This is a genomic window from Pseudoalteromonas apostichopi (assembly GCF_030297135.1).
In the GTDB taxonomy this organism is placed as follows: Bacteria; Pseudomonadota; Gammaproteobacteria; order Enterobacterales; family Alteromonadaceae; genus Pseudoalteromonas; species Pseudoalteromonas apostichopi.
On the sequence record NZ_AP028065.1, the window covers coordinates 474,942 to 491,262 of the forward strand.

The following is a 16,321-nucleotide window of genomic DNA, read 5'->3' on the forward strand; positions in this document are numbered from 1 at the left end:
TCAATAAATCATGTATAAGTGCTTATTTTTTGAACTCCTATTACTCGTTGTTGTTTTCCAACTACGAATATTTCGCTACACTTCAAACAAATGAAGTTAAAAGAACAATTATGGAACTAATCTACTTTGCTACCGCGTTCGTTTGTGGCTTTGCTGTTTACCAGTTAAAGTTGCCTCCTCTTATCGGCTTTTTATTAGCGGGTTTTGCACTCAACCTATATGGATATAAGACAACCGAGCTGCTAAATACCTTGGCAAGTCTTGGTGTTACTTTGTTATTGTTTAGCATTGGTCTTAAACTCAAAGTATCTAACCTAATGAAGCCACAAGTATGGGCGCCAGCCTCAATGCATATTGTTTTGAGTAGCACGCTGTTTAGTGGTTTTATGTTGTTATTAGGTGCCTTAGCACTACCTTTATTTAATGAGCTGACTTGGCAAAGTGCATTATTAGTCGGCTTTGCCTTTAGCTTCTCAAGCACCGTATTTGCAGTAAAAGTACTTGAAGAGCGCGGTGAAATGGCAAGCCTTCATGGTAAAATTGCTATTGGTATCTTAGTTATGCAAGATATCTTTGCAGTTATCTTCTTAGCCATCAGTACAGGTAAAGCCCCAAATATTTGGGCACTGGCATTATTAGTCGGCTTACCAGTTTTAAGACCTGTGATGTTTTGGGTATTAAACCGCTCAAAGCACGGTGAATTATTGCCGCTGTTTGGTTTTTTCTTTGCACTTATTATTGGCTATCAGGCTTTTGAGTTCGCGGGCCTTAAGGGTGATTTAGGCGCTTTGATCATTGGTATGATGTTCGCTTCACATAAAAAAGCTGGTGAGTTATCAAAGTCGTTACTTAATTTAAAAGACATATTATTAGTCGGCTTTTTCTTAAATATTGGCTTGAATGCAGAACTGACAACTCATGCAGTAATCGTTGCAATCATCATTATATTAGTCTTACCATTAAAAGTTGCTCTTTATTATGTGCTAACAAACACATTCAAATTACGTGCTCGTACTTCTTTGTTAAGTGCCTTCAGCTTAGCTAATTATAGTGAGTTTGGCTTAATTGTGTGTGCTGTTGCCGCCACCAGTAATATGATCACCTCTGAGTGGTTGGCAGTGATGGCTATTGCTGTGTCGATCACCTTTATTTTAGCTTCGCCATTAAATAAGCGCTCAAATGAAGTTTATGTGAAAATTGAACATTGGCTGCTTAAATTTGAAAGTGATAGTCGTCTTGCTGAAGAGCTGCCCGTAAACCTTAATGATACAAAAATTGTTATATTTGGCATGGGTCGCATTGGTACAGGTGCTTATGAAACAATCAGCCAAACCCATCCAAATCTTGTCGCAGGTATTGATATAAAGCCTGATGTTGTTGATAAACACATCAAACGCGGTCGCCGTGTATTGCTTGCAGACGCCACTGACCCTGATTTTTGGCAGCGTGTAAATCACTCACATGTAGGGATGGTGATGCTTGCGATGCCGAAGCATATGCAAAATATTTTTGCTTTAGAGCAACTTCGTGCTTCTGGCTATGAAGGTCAGGTTACTGCTATTGCAAACTACCCAGATCAGCAAAAAGAACTAGAAGATATGGGGGTTGACTCAACATATAACTTCTATTTAGAAGCTGGTAGTGGCTTCGCTGAGCATGTAAAACAAAAACTTTTCTCTTAATGTAAAAAAAAAATTATCAGTACCTTCAGATGGTACTGATAATTATTTTCACTGTATTCAGTTAGTTGGCTAACTAGTTTTCTTAGCAAATCAAATCAGTCCCCCCTATTGGGTCAAGCTTATTTACAAAGCTTTACATCCAGATTAGCAATCAGGCTAAAAAAAAGAGTAGAATTAATTTCAAGATGCTTAGCTAAGTATCTATTTTTAACACAAAAAAGTTTAACAGTGTTGTTGTACCGCTGTTTATTTCACAGCACTTGTTAGATGGATTGAGGTTGTTTAAATGAAAAATAAGTTTACCAACGAGTTTTTAGCAAACACGGATGATGCACGTACCGGGAAACTTTCAGATATTCAGCAGCAACTTGATGAGTTACAAAATAACGGCATGACTGCTTTGGATATTAGAACCGTGCTATTCAACAAGATGCTCGATGTATATCAAGTACCTAGTGATCATTTTCTTCGTGACTGTGAAACACCTGAACGAATCGACGACCCAGCTATTGCCCTCAAGCTAAATAAGCTTGGCTTTACGAAAAAGCGTCGCAACCAACTACACTAATACGCCGTAATTAATTTAGTGGCTGTTATTCTGAGGGCCTACATCCCTCACTAAATAGGCTGTTTCTTGCCCGTCACAGCCTATTTTCTCTCCCCTTTTTACCGTATCATCTAGCTTTAAAATTTCTTTGAGATAAAGATGGATACAGCTCAACTCAAACGCGCCATAAATACTAAGATGCCATTTGGAAAGTATGCTGGTCGCCCTTTATTATTGCTGCCAGAGCCTTATTTGGTGTGGTTTAAACAACAAGGATTTCCTGATTCCCAGTTAGGTGCACAACTAGCGATGATGTATGAAGTGAAGCTCAATGGCCTAGAAAAAATGCTAATGCCATTATTAGATGAAAAATAATTAACCTTTTTTCGAACTTTTATAATTAAGTGTGGTCTATTACTTTGCTACTTGTTTATTTTTGGTTTTAATCTTTAAAAAGCGCCTTAGGCGCTTTTTTTATGCCTGCAAAAATACCTGTAATCTAAGGCTTAATTAGTCTTGAACAAGCGAATCACAAATTTTGCTCCACCTAATGGTGAATCACACACTTCAGACTGCCCTTGATGCCAACTGACAATTTTAGCGACAATTGCAAGACCTAACCCAAAGCCACCTGTTTTCTTATCACGGCTTTTATCTAAACGAGTAAATGGCTTAAAAATACTTTGCCACTCAGATTTAGCGATCCCTGGACCATCGTCTTCAACACTAATTTGTATCGAATCACCTAACTCTTCAAGGCTCACATGAATTTTGTGGTTTGCGTATTTTTGTGCATTGCCTAATAGGTTTTGAATACAACGCGCCATAAAATGCTCGTCACACTCGTAGTAAAGCTGCTTAGGTGCACTCACTGCTACCTCAATGTCAGTAGCAAATTCGAGCTTATTCACCACACTGTTGATAAGCGCAGTAAGGTCACAAGAACGTGGTTTTAAACTCGGTTGATGTGAATCAAGCCGCGCATATTCCAGCATTTCGGAAACTAACGCCTCAAGCTCTGCAATATCAGCCTGCATGTTATCAATGTAAGTATAAGATTTTTCATTCTCAACTTGCTCTTCAAGCATAGCAATTGCAAACTTTAAACGAGCAAGTGGCGTTCTAAACTCATGAGAAACAGAAGAAGTAAGCTCTTGCTGTGCTGCTAGAAGGTATTGGATACGCTCTTGCATCGCATTGAGTGTATCTGTGATTGGCAGGAAAAAGGATTTGGAAGCGTCTTGTAGTTCGAAGTCTTGCGCTCCTCCTACAGCTTCACAGGCAAGTGTGAGTTTATTAAAATCTCGCCATAGTAATAAGCTCCATAGCCCAATAGGCAAACCAATTACTGTTAATAATAAAAAGTAAGGCCAAACTGAGCTAAAATTTGGGTTTTCAACAGAAAGTGGACCTACTTGCAAAAGCTGTGTGTCGTTGATAGCAATATACCAAACCACCTTTTGCTCTTTATTAAACAAATACAGATGATGATCATTTTTGAGCTGTGATTTTAAATCATCTGGTAAAGCAAGGTCTGAGAGATTAATCAATTCGCTTTCATACTCTCGTTGTAGCGAAGCTAAACCATTATCCGTTTGGCTTAATAGCCATAGAGATTTACCAAATTCTTGGTCGAGGGCGATTTGTTGTTGAGTTTCTTCGTAGGGCCATAACTGTTCTATGACCCCACTAACAAGAAACAGAGAAACTATTATATAAAGATATAAGCTTGCAAATAGTTTCCCCATTAATGTTTACATATCCCATGCATCAGATACAAAGAGGTAACCTTGTCCCCAAACTGTTTTAATTCGGTATGGTTTATCACTATTATCACCTAGCTTCTTGCGGATACGTGATACGCGTACATCAACTGTACGGTCTAAGCCATCATACTGACGGCCAATCATATGCTGGTGCACATGTTCACGGCTTAACACTTCACCTGCATTTGATGCGAGTAACCAAAGTAGCTCAAACTCATGGGAAGTCAGTGTAATTTCACTGCCTTTTAGTGTAACGATGCGGCTAGTTTTATCAATAGTTAAATCACCAAAACTAAGCTCTTCAGGTGCCTTGTTAGTAGCTTGTCCACGACGTAATAACGCATTAATACGCGCTAATAATACACGAGGCTCAGCAGGCTTGATTACATAATCATCTGCGCCGAGCTCCAAACCAATCACTTGGTCAAAGTCTTCACCTTTTGCTGTTAACATTAAAATAGGTAAGCTGAATTTATCACGAACCTGACGACACACACTAAAGCCGTCTTTACCCGGTAACATGACATCTAAAATCATTAGATCAACAGGGTTGTTTTCAAGGTATTCAAATACTTCATCGCCGCGTTCAAGGACCGCAACATCCAACCCATTATGCTGAAGGTAATCACGTGTTAACTGCTGTAAGCCGAGATCATCTTCAACAAGTAAAATCTTTGCCATTGGTTGCTCCTAAATTAAAAAAAGCTCCACGGTGAGCGTAACCTACGCCTCGTTGTTTTTGCTTCGGTGCTTTGCACTTCGACTTTTGCTGTCGCAATTTTACTCCCCGTGTGCGGATTGACTAAGGAGTATATTGTTTCAATCTGAACCCGCGCTTTATGGCTGAAAACCCCTGAACTAGTGTCGTTCCAGCATTGAATTTTCTGATTATTTTGGTACAAACACAAATCTTGAGGCTGTTGACTTTGCCAACTCATTTTTAACTCAAGATCACAAAATTCGTGCTGTTGTAATACAACGCACACTTTTGGTGTGATATCAAACTGAGTCGCTTGTGCATAGCTTGGGGAAGCCCAAATAACAGCAACAAACACACACAGACTAAAAGCAAAATACTTCATATTAAAAAATATGATTGAATCCTATAAATGCAGTCATCGAGTACGTGTGTTCAAAAAGCGGACTGTCATCCACGGCTGAGTAGTCATAATATGCTAAATGAAAACGAAGAGAGTTAGCCTCACTCAGGGGCCAACGGGCGTCGATTTTAGCATAAGGTTGCCAGCTACTGCCAACATCAATTTCCCCATATGAGGACTCTTCTGCCGATAAACCATAAAAATAATCATTTAGTCTGGCTGATTTGTACCAGATCCCTAGGCTAGGTGCGACCGATAAGTTTCCTATACGGTGATGTGATTGCCATTGTAAAGCACTACGCAAACCGTTATAAACTCCGGAAACATCGGTCAACGCTTGTACAGAGATAACATGATTATTTCGAATATAGTGATAACTTAAGCCAGCATCTAAAGCCCAGCGTCTTTTTTTAATATCGCTTGTAGATACAGACTTTTCTGCCAGTTCATTACTGGTGGTCGATTCAACAATAAAACTATTTGATGTTTGCAGTGCAAATATATTACTTGGATGGAAATCTATAAAGAAACGCGTCTCAGGGTTGAACTCAGTAACAAAGTTAACGACGTGACTATCACTCTCTTGTAATGAATAACCTAAACGGCCATTATCAAAGAACCATTTTTCACCATAAAAAGCGATTTCAGGCAGCACGAGCAAAGGTAAGTTATCACCTCCATGAAGTGGATTCGTGATCACCCCCGCACCTGTATTAATACTTAGATGCCATTGCTGGGTATCAATCTGTTGATTTGCCACACGGCTTTCACGTTCAGTGCGCGTTGAGTCATCAGCGCTTGCTTGACTCACTAGCATGCCAAATGTGGCATAAACCAGTGCGCACATCCTGATCGTTTGAGATTTCATTGTTATTTTACGACCAAAGAAATTTATGCAATAAAAGCATAATATCAAGATGTGAACAAACTGTCGTTGCAAGGTTACAACTATTCACAAATTTGATACATATATCGATTAAGTTTGTTACTCTTCGACGATTTCTATGCGATTGCGACCATGCTCTTTTGCTAAATAAAGCGCTTTATCAGCTTTAGCAATCAGTTGTTCCGGTTTACTATTTTTAGCTTTAATAGCAATACCAAAGCTTGCTGTCACTTGGCTTAACACCTTGTCAAATTTAGGATTTTTAATTTGTAGTTTAGTAACAGCCTGACGTAGTTGCTGGGTAAAGTTAGTCATATCACTAATGCTGGCAAACTGAGCCGTGAAACAAAACTCTTCGCCACCATAACGATAAGCTTGGCCAACACTTGAAACATGCTTAAGTAGTTTTGCTGAAACAGCTCGTAAAACTTGATCTCCTTTTTGGTGACCAAAGGTGTCGTTAAACTGTTTAAAGTGATCGATATCGACCATTGTAAGCACGGCGACTTCAGCTAAATTATTAGTTTGGCAAAATCGCGTTATATCTTCATCAAACTTACCACGATTATAAAGCCCAGTCAGAGGGTCTTTTTCAGCTTTACTTCTTGACCTAACAAGCTCTTGCTTTAGCTCTGTAATTTCGGAGTACGCCATAGCGAGTTGGTTTTGAAAATCTTGCGCACGGCTTTGCAAAGCTGCCGACTCATCACTTAAACGCTCTACACAATCAAGTACATCATCAAAGCCACTTTCTTGGCTTATATCAGCACTCGTTAGTGTTTCACGACACTCTTGCAGCGCCTGATTAAATTCAGTTGAGTAATTTAGTGCTTCGTTAATATCTTGATGTACCTTGCCAACAACATCGTTAAAGCCGCTAGAGAGCTGATAAAATAGTGCCAAGTCATCCCGAGATAAGTACTTATCGAAAAGCCGTTTTGCCTGCTCATGACTACAAGTATTGTGTTGTTTAATAATACTATCGAGCTCTTTACTTAACTTTTGATTTTTATCACTCACATAGCAATACCAAAGCGCATAATTAAGCGGCGTAATTGGCATCTTGTATTTTACCATTAGAGGAATTGCTAGCTTCAGACAATGGCTCGAGTAGCTTAAAGAGTGGTCGGCTTGCGCTGAGAGTATCATGAGTCTAGGCCATGAAAATTTTTATTATTTCAATTAAGTTAACAACAACCAAAGAAAAATCAATGAAAAAGGATTTTGACAGACTAAAACCAGTAAAAACCACGAAAAAATTTTACAAAAACCAATACTAAATAACTAATTAAAGTGTGCGGTTGTATCTATGTAAAAGTTTAAATTAAAGTCAAAGCCACTAGTTATTAAGTTAAATTGCTTGCTGGGTAAGCGATTGAGCAATACTCCAAATCGCGTTGAGTGCAGGATCATGACGCTCTTTATTTAGTACGGCTAGACCAATTTCGAAACCTGCAATAGTTTGTTCTGCATCACTAACAATTTGCACTTTATCTTTGAGCGGGCTGTTATCCAGTACTATTTTTGGCACCATAGCAATACCTAAACCTAGACTCACCATAGAGACCATAGCTTCATGACCTGCAACCTGCGCATATATACGGCCATGAATATTTTTTTTACGCCACCACTGCTCAAGACGCTGTCTTGATAAACCTTGCTCAGCAACAATAAATTCTAAATCTGACCAATCAATTTGCTCATTTGCTGACAGTTTTTCGCTGATCGGGCACACGATTTTTGGCGCAATCAATACTAGTGGCGAATAACCAACACTAGTAAAGGCAATTTGTCCCGGTAGTTTTGTTGGTTTAGCAGCAATTGCCATATCTTCATGACCATCTAAAACACGATTTATTGCTAATGCAGGGTCACCAGTATTCAAAGTAATTTCAATATATGGGTGCTGCATACGCAGTTGTTCAAGTATTTGATGTAAAAAACTATATGAGGCAGTTACAGAGCAATAAATACTGACATTGCCATAAACATGCTGTTGCGGCTCTTGTACATTAGCTTTAAAACGATGCCAGTTAGCAAGCGTCGCATTAGCGTACTCAATAAATGACTCACCCTCGCGGGTTAATTTTACGGTGCGATTATCCCTATTAAATAACACCACCCCAACCTCTTCTTCGAGTTGCTTGATGTTCCGACTCAAGGTTGGCGCACTGATATGGCAAAGCTCACTGGCTCTTGCAAAGTGTAGCGTCTTTGCTAACGCCAAAAAGTAATTAAGATGTTTATGATCCATACCACCACCATTTCATTTTATGAAATACTTTAATTCAAATATATCATTTTACGCAAGGTAAAAAATTGCATAGTGTTAAGACATACAAAGAACACTACGTCGGTTCTTTGATTTTCTAACAAAATTGTATTTATAGGACACTAACAATGGCGAATTATTTTAATACTCTTCCTTTAAGAGAGCAGTTAGCGCAATTAGCGCAGTGTGAATTTATGGACCCAGCAGAGTTTGCTGATGGTGTAGACGCTTTAAAAGGGAAAAAACTCGTTATTGTCGGTTGTGGCGCACAAGGCCTTAACCAAGGTTTAAATTTACGTGACTCAGGTTTAGATGTTTCTTATACATTGCGTGAATCAGCTATTGCTGAGCGTCGTCAATCTTTCTTAAACGCATCTGAAAATGGTTTTACTGTAGGCACATATGAAGAGCTTATCCCAACAGCAGATGTAGTATTAAACCTAACACCTGATAAACAACATACCGCTGTTGTAAATGCTATTATGCCTTTAATGAAGCAAGGCGCAACGCTTGCTTACTCACATGGTTTCAATATTGTTGAAGAAGGCATGCAAATCCGTGAAGACTTAACGGTTATCATGGTTGCACCTAAGTGCCCTGGATCGGAAGTACGTGAAGAATATAAGCGTGGCTTTGGTGTACCAACATTGATTGCGGTTCACCCAGAAAATGATCCTCAAGGCCATGGCCTAGCTCAAGCTAAAGCTTATGCAGCTGGTACAGGTGGTCATCGTGCTGGCGTATTAAAATCATCATTCATTGCGGAAGTTAAATCTGACTTGATGGGTGAGCAAACGATTCTATGCGGTATGCTACAAACCGGTTCATTACTATGCTTCGACAAAATGGTTGAAAAAGGTATTGATGCAAGCTACGCGTCTAAACTAATCCAATACGGTTGGGAAGTGATCACTGAAGCACTTAAGTATGGCGGTGTTACTAACATGCTTGACCGTTTATCAAATCCAGCAAAAGTAAAAGCATTTGAATTAAGTGAAGAGCTTAAAACAATTATGCGTCCACTTTACAATAAGCATATGGATGACATCATTAGCGGTGAATTTTCTCGTGGCATGATGGCTGATTGGGCTGAAGATGACGCAAAATTACTAGCTTGGCGCGCCGAAACAGCAGAAACCGCATTCGAGAAACAACAAAATACAGATCAAGAAATCAGCGAGCAAGCATTCTTCGATCAAGGTATTTTAATGGTTGCCATGGTTAAAGCAGGTGTTGAGTTGGCCTTCGAAACCATGACTGCGGCAGGTATCATCGCTGAATCTGCTTACTATGAATCACTACACGAAACGCCACTTATCGCGAATACCATTGCTCGTAAGAAGCTTTTCGAAATGAACCGAACTATTTCAGATACTGCAGAGTATGGCTGTTACTTATATAACCACGCGTGTTTACCGTTGCTGCAAGATTTTATGAAAAATATCGATACAGATGTAATTGGTAAAGGTCTTGATAGTGCTAGCAACCAAGTTGATAACCAAACCTTGATTGCCGTGAATAAAGCACTGCGCGAGCACCCGGTTGAAATTATTGGTAGCAAGCTACGTGGTTACATGTCAGCAATGAAGAAAATTGTTTAACCCTGGAAAGTAAGTTTCGCTTGTTAGAAACCAAGCCCAATTGCTTATATGCTTTGGGCTTTTTTTTTGTCCCTACATTGATTCGTCATTTATAAAGTGTATGCTAAAATTACTGACTTAAATGTTGTAAACTAAGACACTTTCATGGCGTTAAATCAACTCACCATTACTAAAAAAATTACACTGCTTGGCAGTTCTATCGCCCTAATTGTTGCTGCGTTAATCGGCGCAACGGCTATATATAGTGCAAAACAAATCATTGAACAACGAATGATAGAATCTGAACTACCTAGCAAATTGCAAGCAATTGATAATTATATTACTCATGATATAAATCAAATGATCAGTGCGGCAGAGCAGCTATCTAGTAACGAATTTGTATTAGAATGGGCTCGCTCAGGTAATACTGATGACAAGACTTTGCTTAAAGAGCTCAACCGCCTTGTTAAGCAATACGACTTAGCAACTGCTTCGTGGGCTAATCGAGAAACTGCACAATATTGGAACCAAGATGGCTTTTTGCGAGTTTTAACCAAAGAGCAGGATGGCTGGTTTTATGCGTTTACCAACACTACACAGCCTTTTTCAATCAGTATCTATCAAGAATCACCCACTGATGTAAAAATGTTTGTAAATCACCAGCAAACCAATGGGATTGGTTTAGCAGGCCTTGCAAAAAGTATTGACGATATGCAAGCAATGTTACAGCGTTTTAAAATTGAAGAGACTGGTTTTGTTTACATTGCCGATAAAAACGGCCTAATTCAGCTTCATAAAGACGAGAGCAAAGTCGCCAAAGCTAAATTAGATGACGTTTATAAAACTGCTATCACTCGTTCTCTGTTAACTCAAAGTGAATTCAATTTACAGGAAATCGATCTTGATGGTGAAGCGACATTAGTAGCCGCAAGCCCAATCCAAAACACAGATTTATTTGTCATTGCCCAAGTACCTAAGCACGAAGTATTTTCTAGCATCCAAGTTTTACAATGGCAAATTATCAGCTTTGCAATTGTTATTGCCCTCATTGCAAGTTTTGCTGGTTTAGTGCTTGCACGTACACTATCATCGCCGCTGTCTAAAATGGCAGAGTTGTTTACTCGTTTAGGCTCAGGTGATGCAAATTTAGCTTATCGTTTGCCAGCTTCCGAACAACCTGAACTCGCTAACTTGTCAGCAGGCTTTAACCAATTCATCTCTAAGATTGAGACTGCTATCAGCCAAGTTGCCCAAGAAAGTAGTGAAATAAGACAAAGCGCTGATCATGTGTTTAAGCAAGCACAGAAGAACTCTGAAGCGCTAGATAATCAAAAAGAACAAACAATTTCGGTCGCAGCAGCGATTAATGAAATGGGTGCGACAGTGCAAGAAATTGCCTCAAGCGCAGCTAATACGGCTAAACTCACTGAAAACAGTAAACAAAATACCGAACAAAGTCATACTCAGGTAACACAAAGCAAAGAAGCAATTATAGAACTTGCATGCGATATCGATAACATCACTGAGCAAGTAAACGAGCTTGCAAATAAAACGCAAGCTATCGCCAGTATTGTTGACTCTATCAGAGGTATTTCTGAGCAAACTAACCTATTAGCACTTAATGCGGCGATTGAGTCAGCTCGTGCTGGTGAGCATGGTCGCGGTTTTGCAGTTGTAGCCGATGAAGTAAGAGCATTAGCAAACCGTACTTCACAATCAACAACTGAAATTCAAACGATGATCAGTGAACTAACGAATACGTCTGATCTAGTGGTTAATCATATCAATCACTCGAAATCACAAGCACAGTTAAGCGTTGATGCAATGCAAAGTTCAGTTGAATTGCTCAATGCCATTAACGATGCTGCTAATGAAATAAACGATATGGCAACCTTAATAGCAACTGCGACCGAAGAGCAAAGTAATGTAGTCGCAGATGTCGGTCGTAATATTGAGCAAATAAGCGATATTAGTGACAACGTCATGCGTGAACAAATTGACAGTGAACAAGCAATCAAAGACTTAGCGAACAGTGCACAAACCCTTGATGATCTTGTTGCAACGTTTGATAAACGCTGACACGTTTTGTAACAGTTAACCCTGACCCTTTTTCATTCACGGCCTATACTTAAATGGTATTAGGCCAAGAATTAAGAGGGTCAGATGAAATTACCTAGCATTGTTTTAGCCTCAAGCTTTTGCTTATTAACAGCGTGTAGTAGTACAGAAAATAACACCGCTCCCCCACCACTTGCTTTGACGCAAAGTAATACGTTTACTCAAACCTCAGTTGAAACTCAACAAGAGATTTTTGCATTAAATGAACATGTAAAAGAGCAACTTGATAGTACCTTTCCAAAAGACAGCCGTTCATTGCAAAGCACTAAACGTTTGCTCAAGTTCCTTTTGCAAAATGGTGATGCGTCTTTATCTTATCAATCTGGTGCTACCTTAACGGCTAATCAAGCCTACTCAAATTTAAACGCAAATTGTTTATCGTTATCGATTTTAGCCTACAGTCTTGCTGAGTATCTCGGCCTTGAAGGACAATTTCAAAAAGTACATATTCCAGAATATTGGGCACTTGATAATGGCTTTAATTTACTAACGGGCCATATCAACTTAAAAGTAAGTGAGGCCCAAAAGCTCGTGGTAAATAGAAAAGTCATTTACCCAGAAGAGCGCTCTTTAGTGATAGATTTTGACCCAAACAGCCGCCAAGAAGCGTTTAAAACCAGCAACATCAATAAAGCACGTATTACAGCAATGTTTTATAACAATAAAGGCGCAGCTGCGATGCTAAAACATGATTATGATACTGCTTTTAGCTATTACAAAGCAGCTGTTAATATTGATAGCAACTACTCAGGTGCTTGGGGTAACCTTGGGGTATTGTTCAGATTAACAGATGACTATCCAAGAGCTGAAACAGCCTACCAATACGCGATTAGTTTAGATCCAGATAACAACACCGCATTAGGCAATTTAGCCAGACTCTATAATCTGACCAATCGCGAAGAGCAAGGCCAGGCGATATTAGCCAAGCTTGATAATAAGCGCCAAGCAAACCCCTATTATCACATTTCTTTAGGTAATGATGCTTACACGACCGCCCGTTATCAAGATGCAATAAAGCACTACAAAAAAGCCCGTGACTTAAACCCAACCCTGCATGATACTGATTTTGGTTTAGCGAGAACCTATTATCAATTAGGTGACCTAAAGCTCGCTAAAAAGTACTTAACTATGGCAAACAATAAAGCAGACTTTGATCATGATAAACAGCGTTACGAAAGTAAGTTACAAGCGCTTCGCTCGCATACTGCAAAGCTTATTGATTACCGCTAGTGCTACACTAAGCACTGCGCAAGCTTTTGCCAGTACAGATTTAGAACAAGACGTCATAACGCTAACATCGGCTCAATTTGCTGGGCGAAAAACGGCGACTCAAGGCGCTCAGTTAGCCGCCCACTTTATAAAAGAGCGCTTTATTGCTCATGGCTATTCTGTTGATGATCAAGTATTTACTTATCAGTCAGGGTTATTTAGCGAGGCTTCAGGACGCAATATTATCGCCACAAAAAATAGCCACTGTGAGAAGTGTAAAAAAGTAATTTTTACCGCTCATTACGATCATTTAGGGCAAAAAGGTAATCGGCTCTACCCAGGTGCGAACGACAATGCCAGCGGCGTTGCCGCTTTACTTTATTTAGCTGAGCACTTTGCGCAAAGCCCTCTGCCCTATCAATTAGTTTTTGTTGCAACCGATGCAGAAGAAAATGGCCTACATGGTAGCGAGTACTTGGTATCGACACTTAATAAAGACGAAATCAAACTTAATATTAATTTAGATATGCTCGTTGTGAACCCCAGAAAACCGCGTATCTATGCATTTTTAGATAATCAATCATTAGCACATTATCAAGCTGACATTAAAATTCTATCTGATGAACAGTTAACCTTTATGGTAACTAGCTCGTCAGCGAGGCTAAATCGGTTATTTGATCTCAAAGTTGATTGGCGTAGAGCAAGCGACCATTATTCATTCGCTAAAGCGGGGATCCCTTATATTTACTTTGGTATAGGACATGACAAACACCACCACCAAAGCACAGACACGGCGGCGCACATCGACTTTACACTATTCGAATATGCCATAGCGAAAATAGCCCTATTTATTGAAAAGCTTCCAAGTTAGTTATTTAGGTAGCTCAGACGTTAAAACAAACTGTCTTTTTTGTGCTTTGCTGAGCTTTTTTACGCTTATTTCTAGTTTAGTTGCTTCACTACGGTTACCCACCTGCTGTTGATAGATAAGCGTTAGAGGCCCTTTTCCCTTAAGATTTTTAGCACCTTTTCCCGCTTGATGCTGAGCGAACCTTTTTTCAACATTGGTACTGATCCCTGTATACCAATGACCTAAACGTGTTTGCACTATATACAAACACCACATGACATCTGAGTTATCGCTGTTTTTTAAAGGCTGATGTAAACTTTTTGGGTTTGCAGTGGTCAAATTTGTGCCTCGTGGTTTTTAATCGCATTTCAGTAAAAACAATTACTGAAAAGGGTTTTACCTTCTGTGACTAATCGGTATCATGCAGTGTATAAAAAATAAGGATTCAAACAAATAATGCAGTCGTTTAAAACTTTTTCTTTTTGGTTAGTACTTACCCTTACTTTAAGTGCTACAGCAGGGTGTTCAAGCTGGGTTTACCGTATCAATATTCCTCAAGGTAACTTTTTAGAACAATCAGATGTAGATAAGCTACGTGTTAATATGACTCGCGAGCAAGTACTGTATGTTCTAGGCAAGCCAGTAGCAGAAGACTCTTTTGATAAAAATACGTGGCATTACCTGTATGTATTTAACATTGGCCGTAGCAACGAGCAACGTAAGTCACTCACTATTAACTTCGAAAATGATAAGCTTGTTTCGTTATCAGGTGACTACGAGCAACCTAGCGAATTTAATACGCCGCTTGAACAAGAGTAATCTTAATTCTAATTAATTAAGGGTAGCCTGAGCTACCCTTTTTTATGCCTTGTTTAGTGGCCTTCCGCCAGTCACTTTATTGGCACGTCCTTCTTCTTTGGCCTTTTCAGCTCGACGTCTGCGCGCATCCTTTGGATCAGCAATAAGAGGTCGATAAATCTCAATACGATCCCCTTCCTTTACTTCTTGATTAAGCTTACAGGTACGGTTCCAAATACCCAGTGTTAAGTTATTTGCGTCTATTTCAGGACACTTATTGATAATACCCGACTTAATCACCGCTTGCTCAGCTGTCGTGCCTATCGGCACTTCTACTAATAAACTGGTTGCCGTTGTTGGTAAAGCAAAAACTACTTCGACAGTTATCATGAACGAACTCCGTACACAGTTTTAGCACGCTGCGTAAATGCATTAACCATATTTTTAGCTACTTCGTTAAATACTTTTCCAAAAGCCAGTTCGATAAGTTTACTCGCAAATTCAAACTCAAGATGAAGCTGTACTTTGCACGCTTTATCGTCCAGCGGTAAAAATTGCCATTTACCTTGTAACTTTTTAAATGGGCCATCAACTAAGCGAAGTGCAACAGTTTGCTCATCAATAAACGTATTTTCGGTAGTAAACCACTTTTTTAAACCCGCTTTTGAGATCTCCAAACTGGCCGTCATGCCACTAGCTTGTTGCGTGATGATTTTAGCATCTGAGCAATTTGGCAAAAACTCTGGATAAGCATCAACATCATTCACTAAATCAAACATTTCTTTGCTGCTGTACATTACAAGCGCACTTTTTTCTATTTGCGGCATATTCACTCCCAACTTTGTCGGCGAATTTTAGCAAGCTTTGGCTATTTCCCCAAATTTTAGTAACACGAAAATATCCGCAAAGCCTTAAAAAAGCGATGTAAAAACGCTGTTTTTACGTATAATATGGGCCACTATGGCTAAGAAAAAATCATCTAAATCGACAAGTAATACCATCGCGCTTAACAAAAAAGCGCGCCATGAGTATTTTTTACACGATAAGTTCGAAGCAGGGGTTGAACTACAGGGCTGGGAAGTAAAAAGTATCCGAGCTGGTAAAGTAAACATCTCTGAGACTTATATTCATATTAAAAACGGCGAAGCATTTTTACTTGGCAGTCAAATTCAGCCTCTCAACAGTGCTTCTACTCACGTAATTTGCGATCCACTTCGTTATCGTAAGTTACTTTTAAATAAACGTGAAATCGATCGTCTTATCGGTGCAACAGAACGCGACGGGTTTTCACTAATCGCAACTGCAATGTACTGGAAAAAATGCTGGGTGAAGTTGGAGTTCCACCTTGCTAAAGGTAAAAAGATGCACGATAAACGTGAAGACGGAAAGAATAAAGATTGGGCACGAGAAAAAGAGCGCCTAATGAAGCATAAAGCTTAATTTATGAAATGAGCCTAACTTTCGTGTTAGGCTCGTACCCCTTACAAACACTCACTTTTTACAAAAATATCAA

Annotated in this window: 18 protein-coding genes; 9 read left to right on the top strand and 9 right to left on the bottom strand. The window is 39.4% G+C overall.

Translation table 11 applies throughout. From position 1 onward, the window contains the following. Nucleotides 1-110 precede the first annotated feature (110 nt). From QUE86_RS02135 to QUE86_RS02145, 3 genes are all read left to right on the top strand, one after another. Nucleotides 111-1,682 carry a cation:proton antiporter family protein gene (locus QUE86_RS02135; RefSeq protein ID WP_130051079.1) on the top strand — a complete coding sequence of 524 codons (1,572 nt, stop codon included), beginning with the start codon at nucleotides 111-113 and terminating at the stop codon, nucleotides 1,680-1,682. Nucleotides 1,683-1,968: 286 nt separating this feature from the next. After that, nucleotides 1,969-2,250 (top strand): hypothetical protein, encoded by a 282-nt coding sequence (locus QUE86_RS02140; RefSeq protein WP_286258905.1) that lies wholly within the window; start codon nucleotides 1,969-1,971, stop codon nucleotides 2,248-2,250. Between the two features lie 138 nt (nucleotides 2,251-2,388). After that, a complete protein-coding gene (locus tag QUE86_RS02145; RefSeq protein ID WP_062564309.1) occupies nucleotides 2,389-2,604 on the top strand; it encodes a DUF3820 family protein in 216 nt (71 codons plus the stop codon). 131 nt (nucleotides 2,605-2,735) lie between these two features. Here the strand turns inward: QUE86_RS02145 and QUE86_RS02150 are convergent, their stop codons facing one another. From QUE86_RS02150 to ilvY, 6 genes are all read right to left on the bottom strand, one after another. Then, a complete protein-coding gene (locus QUE86_RS02150) occupies nucleotides 2,736-3,977 on the bottom strand; it encodes an ATP-binding protein (protein ID WP_130051076.1) in 1,242 nt (413 codons plus the stop codon). A gap of 6 nt (nucleotides 3,978-3,983) precedes the next feature. Next, the gene (locus QUE86_RS02155; protein WP_054562019.1) at nucleotides 3,984-4,676 is read right to left on the bottom strand and encodes a response regulator; all 693 of its coding nucleotides are present in this window, start codon (nucleotides 4,674-4,676) and stop codon (nucleotides 3,984-3,986) included. Between the two features lie 14 nt (nucleotides 4,677-4,690). Then, nucleotides 4,691-5,077 (bottom strand): DUF3019 domain-containing protein, encoded by a 387-nt coding sequence (locus QUE86_RS02160; RefSeq protein ID WP_130051075.1) that lies wholly within the window; start codon nucleotides 5,075-5,077, stop codon nucleotides 4,691-4,693. 1 nt (nucleotide 5,078) lies between these two features. Further along, entirely contained in the window at nucleotides 5,079-5,906 is an 828-nt protein-coding gene (locus QUE86_RS02165; protein ID WP_484581370.1) for a MipA/OmpV family protein, read from the bottom strand. 174 nt (nucleotides 5,907-6,080) lie between these two features. After that, nucleotides 6,081-7,058: a GGDEF domain-containing protein gene (locus QUE86_RS02170; protein ID WP_286258913.1), complete on the bottom strand. Its 978-nt coding sequence runs from the start codon at nucleotides 7,056-7,058 to the stop codon at nucleotides 6,081-6,083. Nucleotides 7,059-7,332: 274 nt separating this feature from the next. Continuing rightward, nucleotides 7,333-8,235, bottom strand: a complete 903-nt coding sequence (ilvY, locus tag QUE86_RS02175) for an HTH-type transcriptional activator IlvY (protein ID WP_130051073.1) — start codon at nucleotides 8,233-8,235, stop codon at nucleotides 7,333-7,335. A gap of 146 nt (nucleotides 8,236-8,381) precedes the next feature. On the opposite strand from ilvY, the gene ilvC reads away from it, so the two are divergent. The 4 genes from ilvC (at nucleotide 8,382) to QUE86_RS02195 (ending at nucleotide 14,031) form a co-directional block, all read left to right on the top strand. Next, on the top strand, nucleotides 8,382-9,854 hold the full coding sequence (gene ilvC / locus QUE86_RS02180; protein WP_130051072.1) for a ketol-acid reductoisomerase: 1,473 nt from the start codon (nucleotides 8,382-8,384) through the stop codon (nucleotides 9,852-9,854). A gap of 144 nt (nucleotides 9,855-9,998) precedes the next feature. Next, entirely contained in the window at nucleotides 9,999-11,912 is a 1,914-nt protein-coding gene (locus QUE86_RS02185; RefSeq protein ID WP_130051071.1) for a methyl-accepting chemotaxis protein, read from the top strand. An 84-nt stretch (nucleotides 11,913-11,996) separates the two neighbouring features. Next, nucleotides 11,997-13,181 carry a tetratricopeptide repeat protein gene (locus tag QUE86_RS02190; protein ID WP_167658354.1) on the top strand — a complete coding sequence of 395 codons (1,185 nt, stop codon included), beginning with the start codon at nucleotides 11,997-11,999 and terminating at the stop codon, nucleotides 13,179-13,181. After that, entirely contained in the window at nucleotides 13,168-14,031 is an 864-nt protein-coding gene (locus QUE86_RS02195) for a M20/M25/M40 family metallo-hydrolase (protein ID WP_286258920.1), read from the top strand. Before QUE86_RS02190 ends, QUE86_RS02195 begins: the two co-directional genes overlap by 14 nt. On the opposite strand, the gene QUE86_RS02200 is transcribed toward QUE86_RS02195, so the two are convergent. After that, on the bottom strand, nucleotides 14,032-14,349 hold the full coding sequence (locus QUE86_RS02200; RefSeq protein WP_240701308.1) for a GIY-YIG nuclease family protein: 318 nt from the start codon (nucleotides 14,347-14,349) through the stop codon (nucleotides 14,032-14,034). Nucleotides 14,350-14,466: 117 nt separating this feature from the next. Between QUE86_RS02200 and QUE86_RS02205 the strand changes: the two genes are divergently transcribed. Then, entirely contained in the window at nucleotides 14,467-14,829 is a 363-nt protein-coding gene (locus QUE86_RS02205) for an outer membrane protein assembly factor BamE (protein WP_063528054.1), read from the top strand. A 42-nt stretch (nucleotides 14,830-14,871) separates the two neighbouring features. Here QUE86_RS02205 and QUE86_RS02210 read toward each other — a convergent pair whose 3' ends face one another. Further along, entirely contained in the window at nucleotides 14,872-15,198 is a 327-nt protein-coding gene (locus QUE86_RS02210) for an RnfH family protein (protein WP_130051068.1), read from the bottom strand. Beyond that, on the bottom strand, nucleotides 15,195-15,635 hold the full coding sequence (locus tag QUE86_RS02215; protein WP_286258931.1) for a type II toxin-antitoxin system RatA family toxin: 441 nt from the start codon (nucleotides 15,633-15,635) through the stop codon (nucleotides 15,195-15,197). Before QUE86_RS02215 ends, QUE86_RS02210 begins: the two co-directional genes overlap by 4 nt. Nucleotides 15,636-15,768: 133 nt before the next feature. On the opposite strand from QUE86_RS02215, the gene smpB reads away from it, so the two are divergent. After that, complete coding sequence (gene smpB, locus QUE86_RS02220; protein ID WP_063700124.1) at nucleotides 15,769-16,248, top strand: SsrA-binding protein SmpB; 480 nt, start codon at nucleotides 15,769-15,771, stop codon at nucleotides 16,246-16,248. The last annotated feature ends 73 nt before the right edge of the window (nucleotides 16,249-16,321 follow it).

Coding starts and splice junctions, on each gene's coding strand:
- QUE86_RS02160 (WP_130051075.1), bottom strand. CDS start 5,077: ATGAAGTATTTTGCTTTTAGTCTGTGTGTGTTTGTTGCTGTTATTTGG.
- QUE86_RS02185 (WP_130051071.1), top strand. CDS start 9,999: ATGGCGTTAAATCAACTCACCATTACTAAAAAAATTACACTGCTTGGC.
- QUE86_RS02145 (WP_062564309.1), top strand. CDS start 2,389: ATGGATACAGCTCAACTCAAACGCGCCATAAATACTAAGATGCCATTT.
- smpB (WP_063700124.1), top strand. CDS start 15,769: ATGGCTAAGAAAAAATCATCTAAATCGACAAGTAATACCATCGCGCTT.
- QUE86_RS02215 (WP_286258931.1), bottom strand. CDS start 15,635: ATGCCGCAAATAGAAAAAAGTGCGCTTGTAATGTACAGCAGCAAAGAA.
- QUE86_RS02190 (WP_167658354.1), top strand. CDS start 11,997: ATGAAATTACCTAGCATTGTTTTAGCCTCAAGCTTTTGCTTATTAACA.
- QUE86_RS02135 (WP_130051079.1), top strand. CDS start 111: ATGGAACTAATCTACTTTGCTACCGCGTTCGTTTGTGGCTTTGCTGTT.
- ilvC (WP_130051072.1), top strand. CDS start 8,382: ATGGCGAATTATTTTAATACTCTTCCTTTAAGAGAGCAGTTAGCGCAA.
- QUE86_RS02170 (WP_286258913.1), bottom strand. CDS start 7,058: ATGGTAAAATACAAGATGCCAATTACGCCGCTTAATTATGCGCTTTGG.
- QUE86_RS02140 (WP_286258905.1), top strand. CDS start 1,969: ATGAAAAATAAGTTTACCAACGAGTTTTTAGCAAACACGGATGATGCA.
- ilvY (WP_130051073.1), bottom strand. CDS start 8,235: ATGGATCATAAACATCTTAATTACTTTTTGGCGTTAGCAAAGACGCTA.
- QUE86_RS02205 (WP_063528054.1), top strand. CDS start 14,467: ATGCAGTCGTTTAAAACTTTTTCTTTTTGGTTAGTACTTACCCTTACT.
- QUE86_RS02155 (WP_054562019.1), bottom strand. CDS start 4,676: ATGGCAAAGATTTTACTTGTTGAAGATGATCTCGGCTTACAGCAGTTA.
- QUE86_RS02210 (WP_130051068.1), bottom strand. CDS start 15,198: ATGATAACTGTCGAAGTAGTTTTTGCTTTACCAACAACGGCAACCAGT.
- QUE86_RS02150 (WP_130051076.1), bottom strand. CDS start 3,977: ATGGGGAAACTATTTGCAAGCTTATATCTTTATATAATAGTTTCTCTG.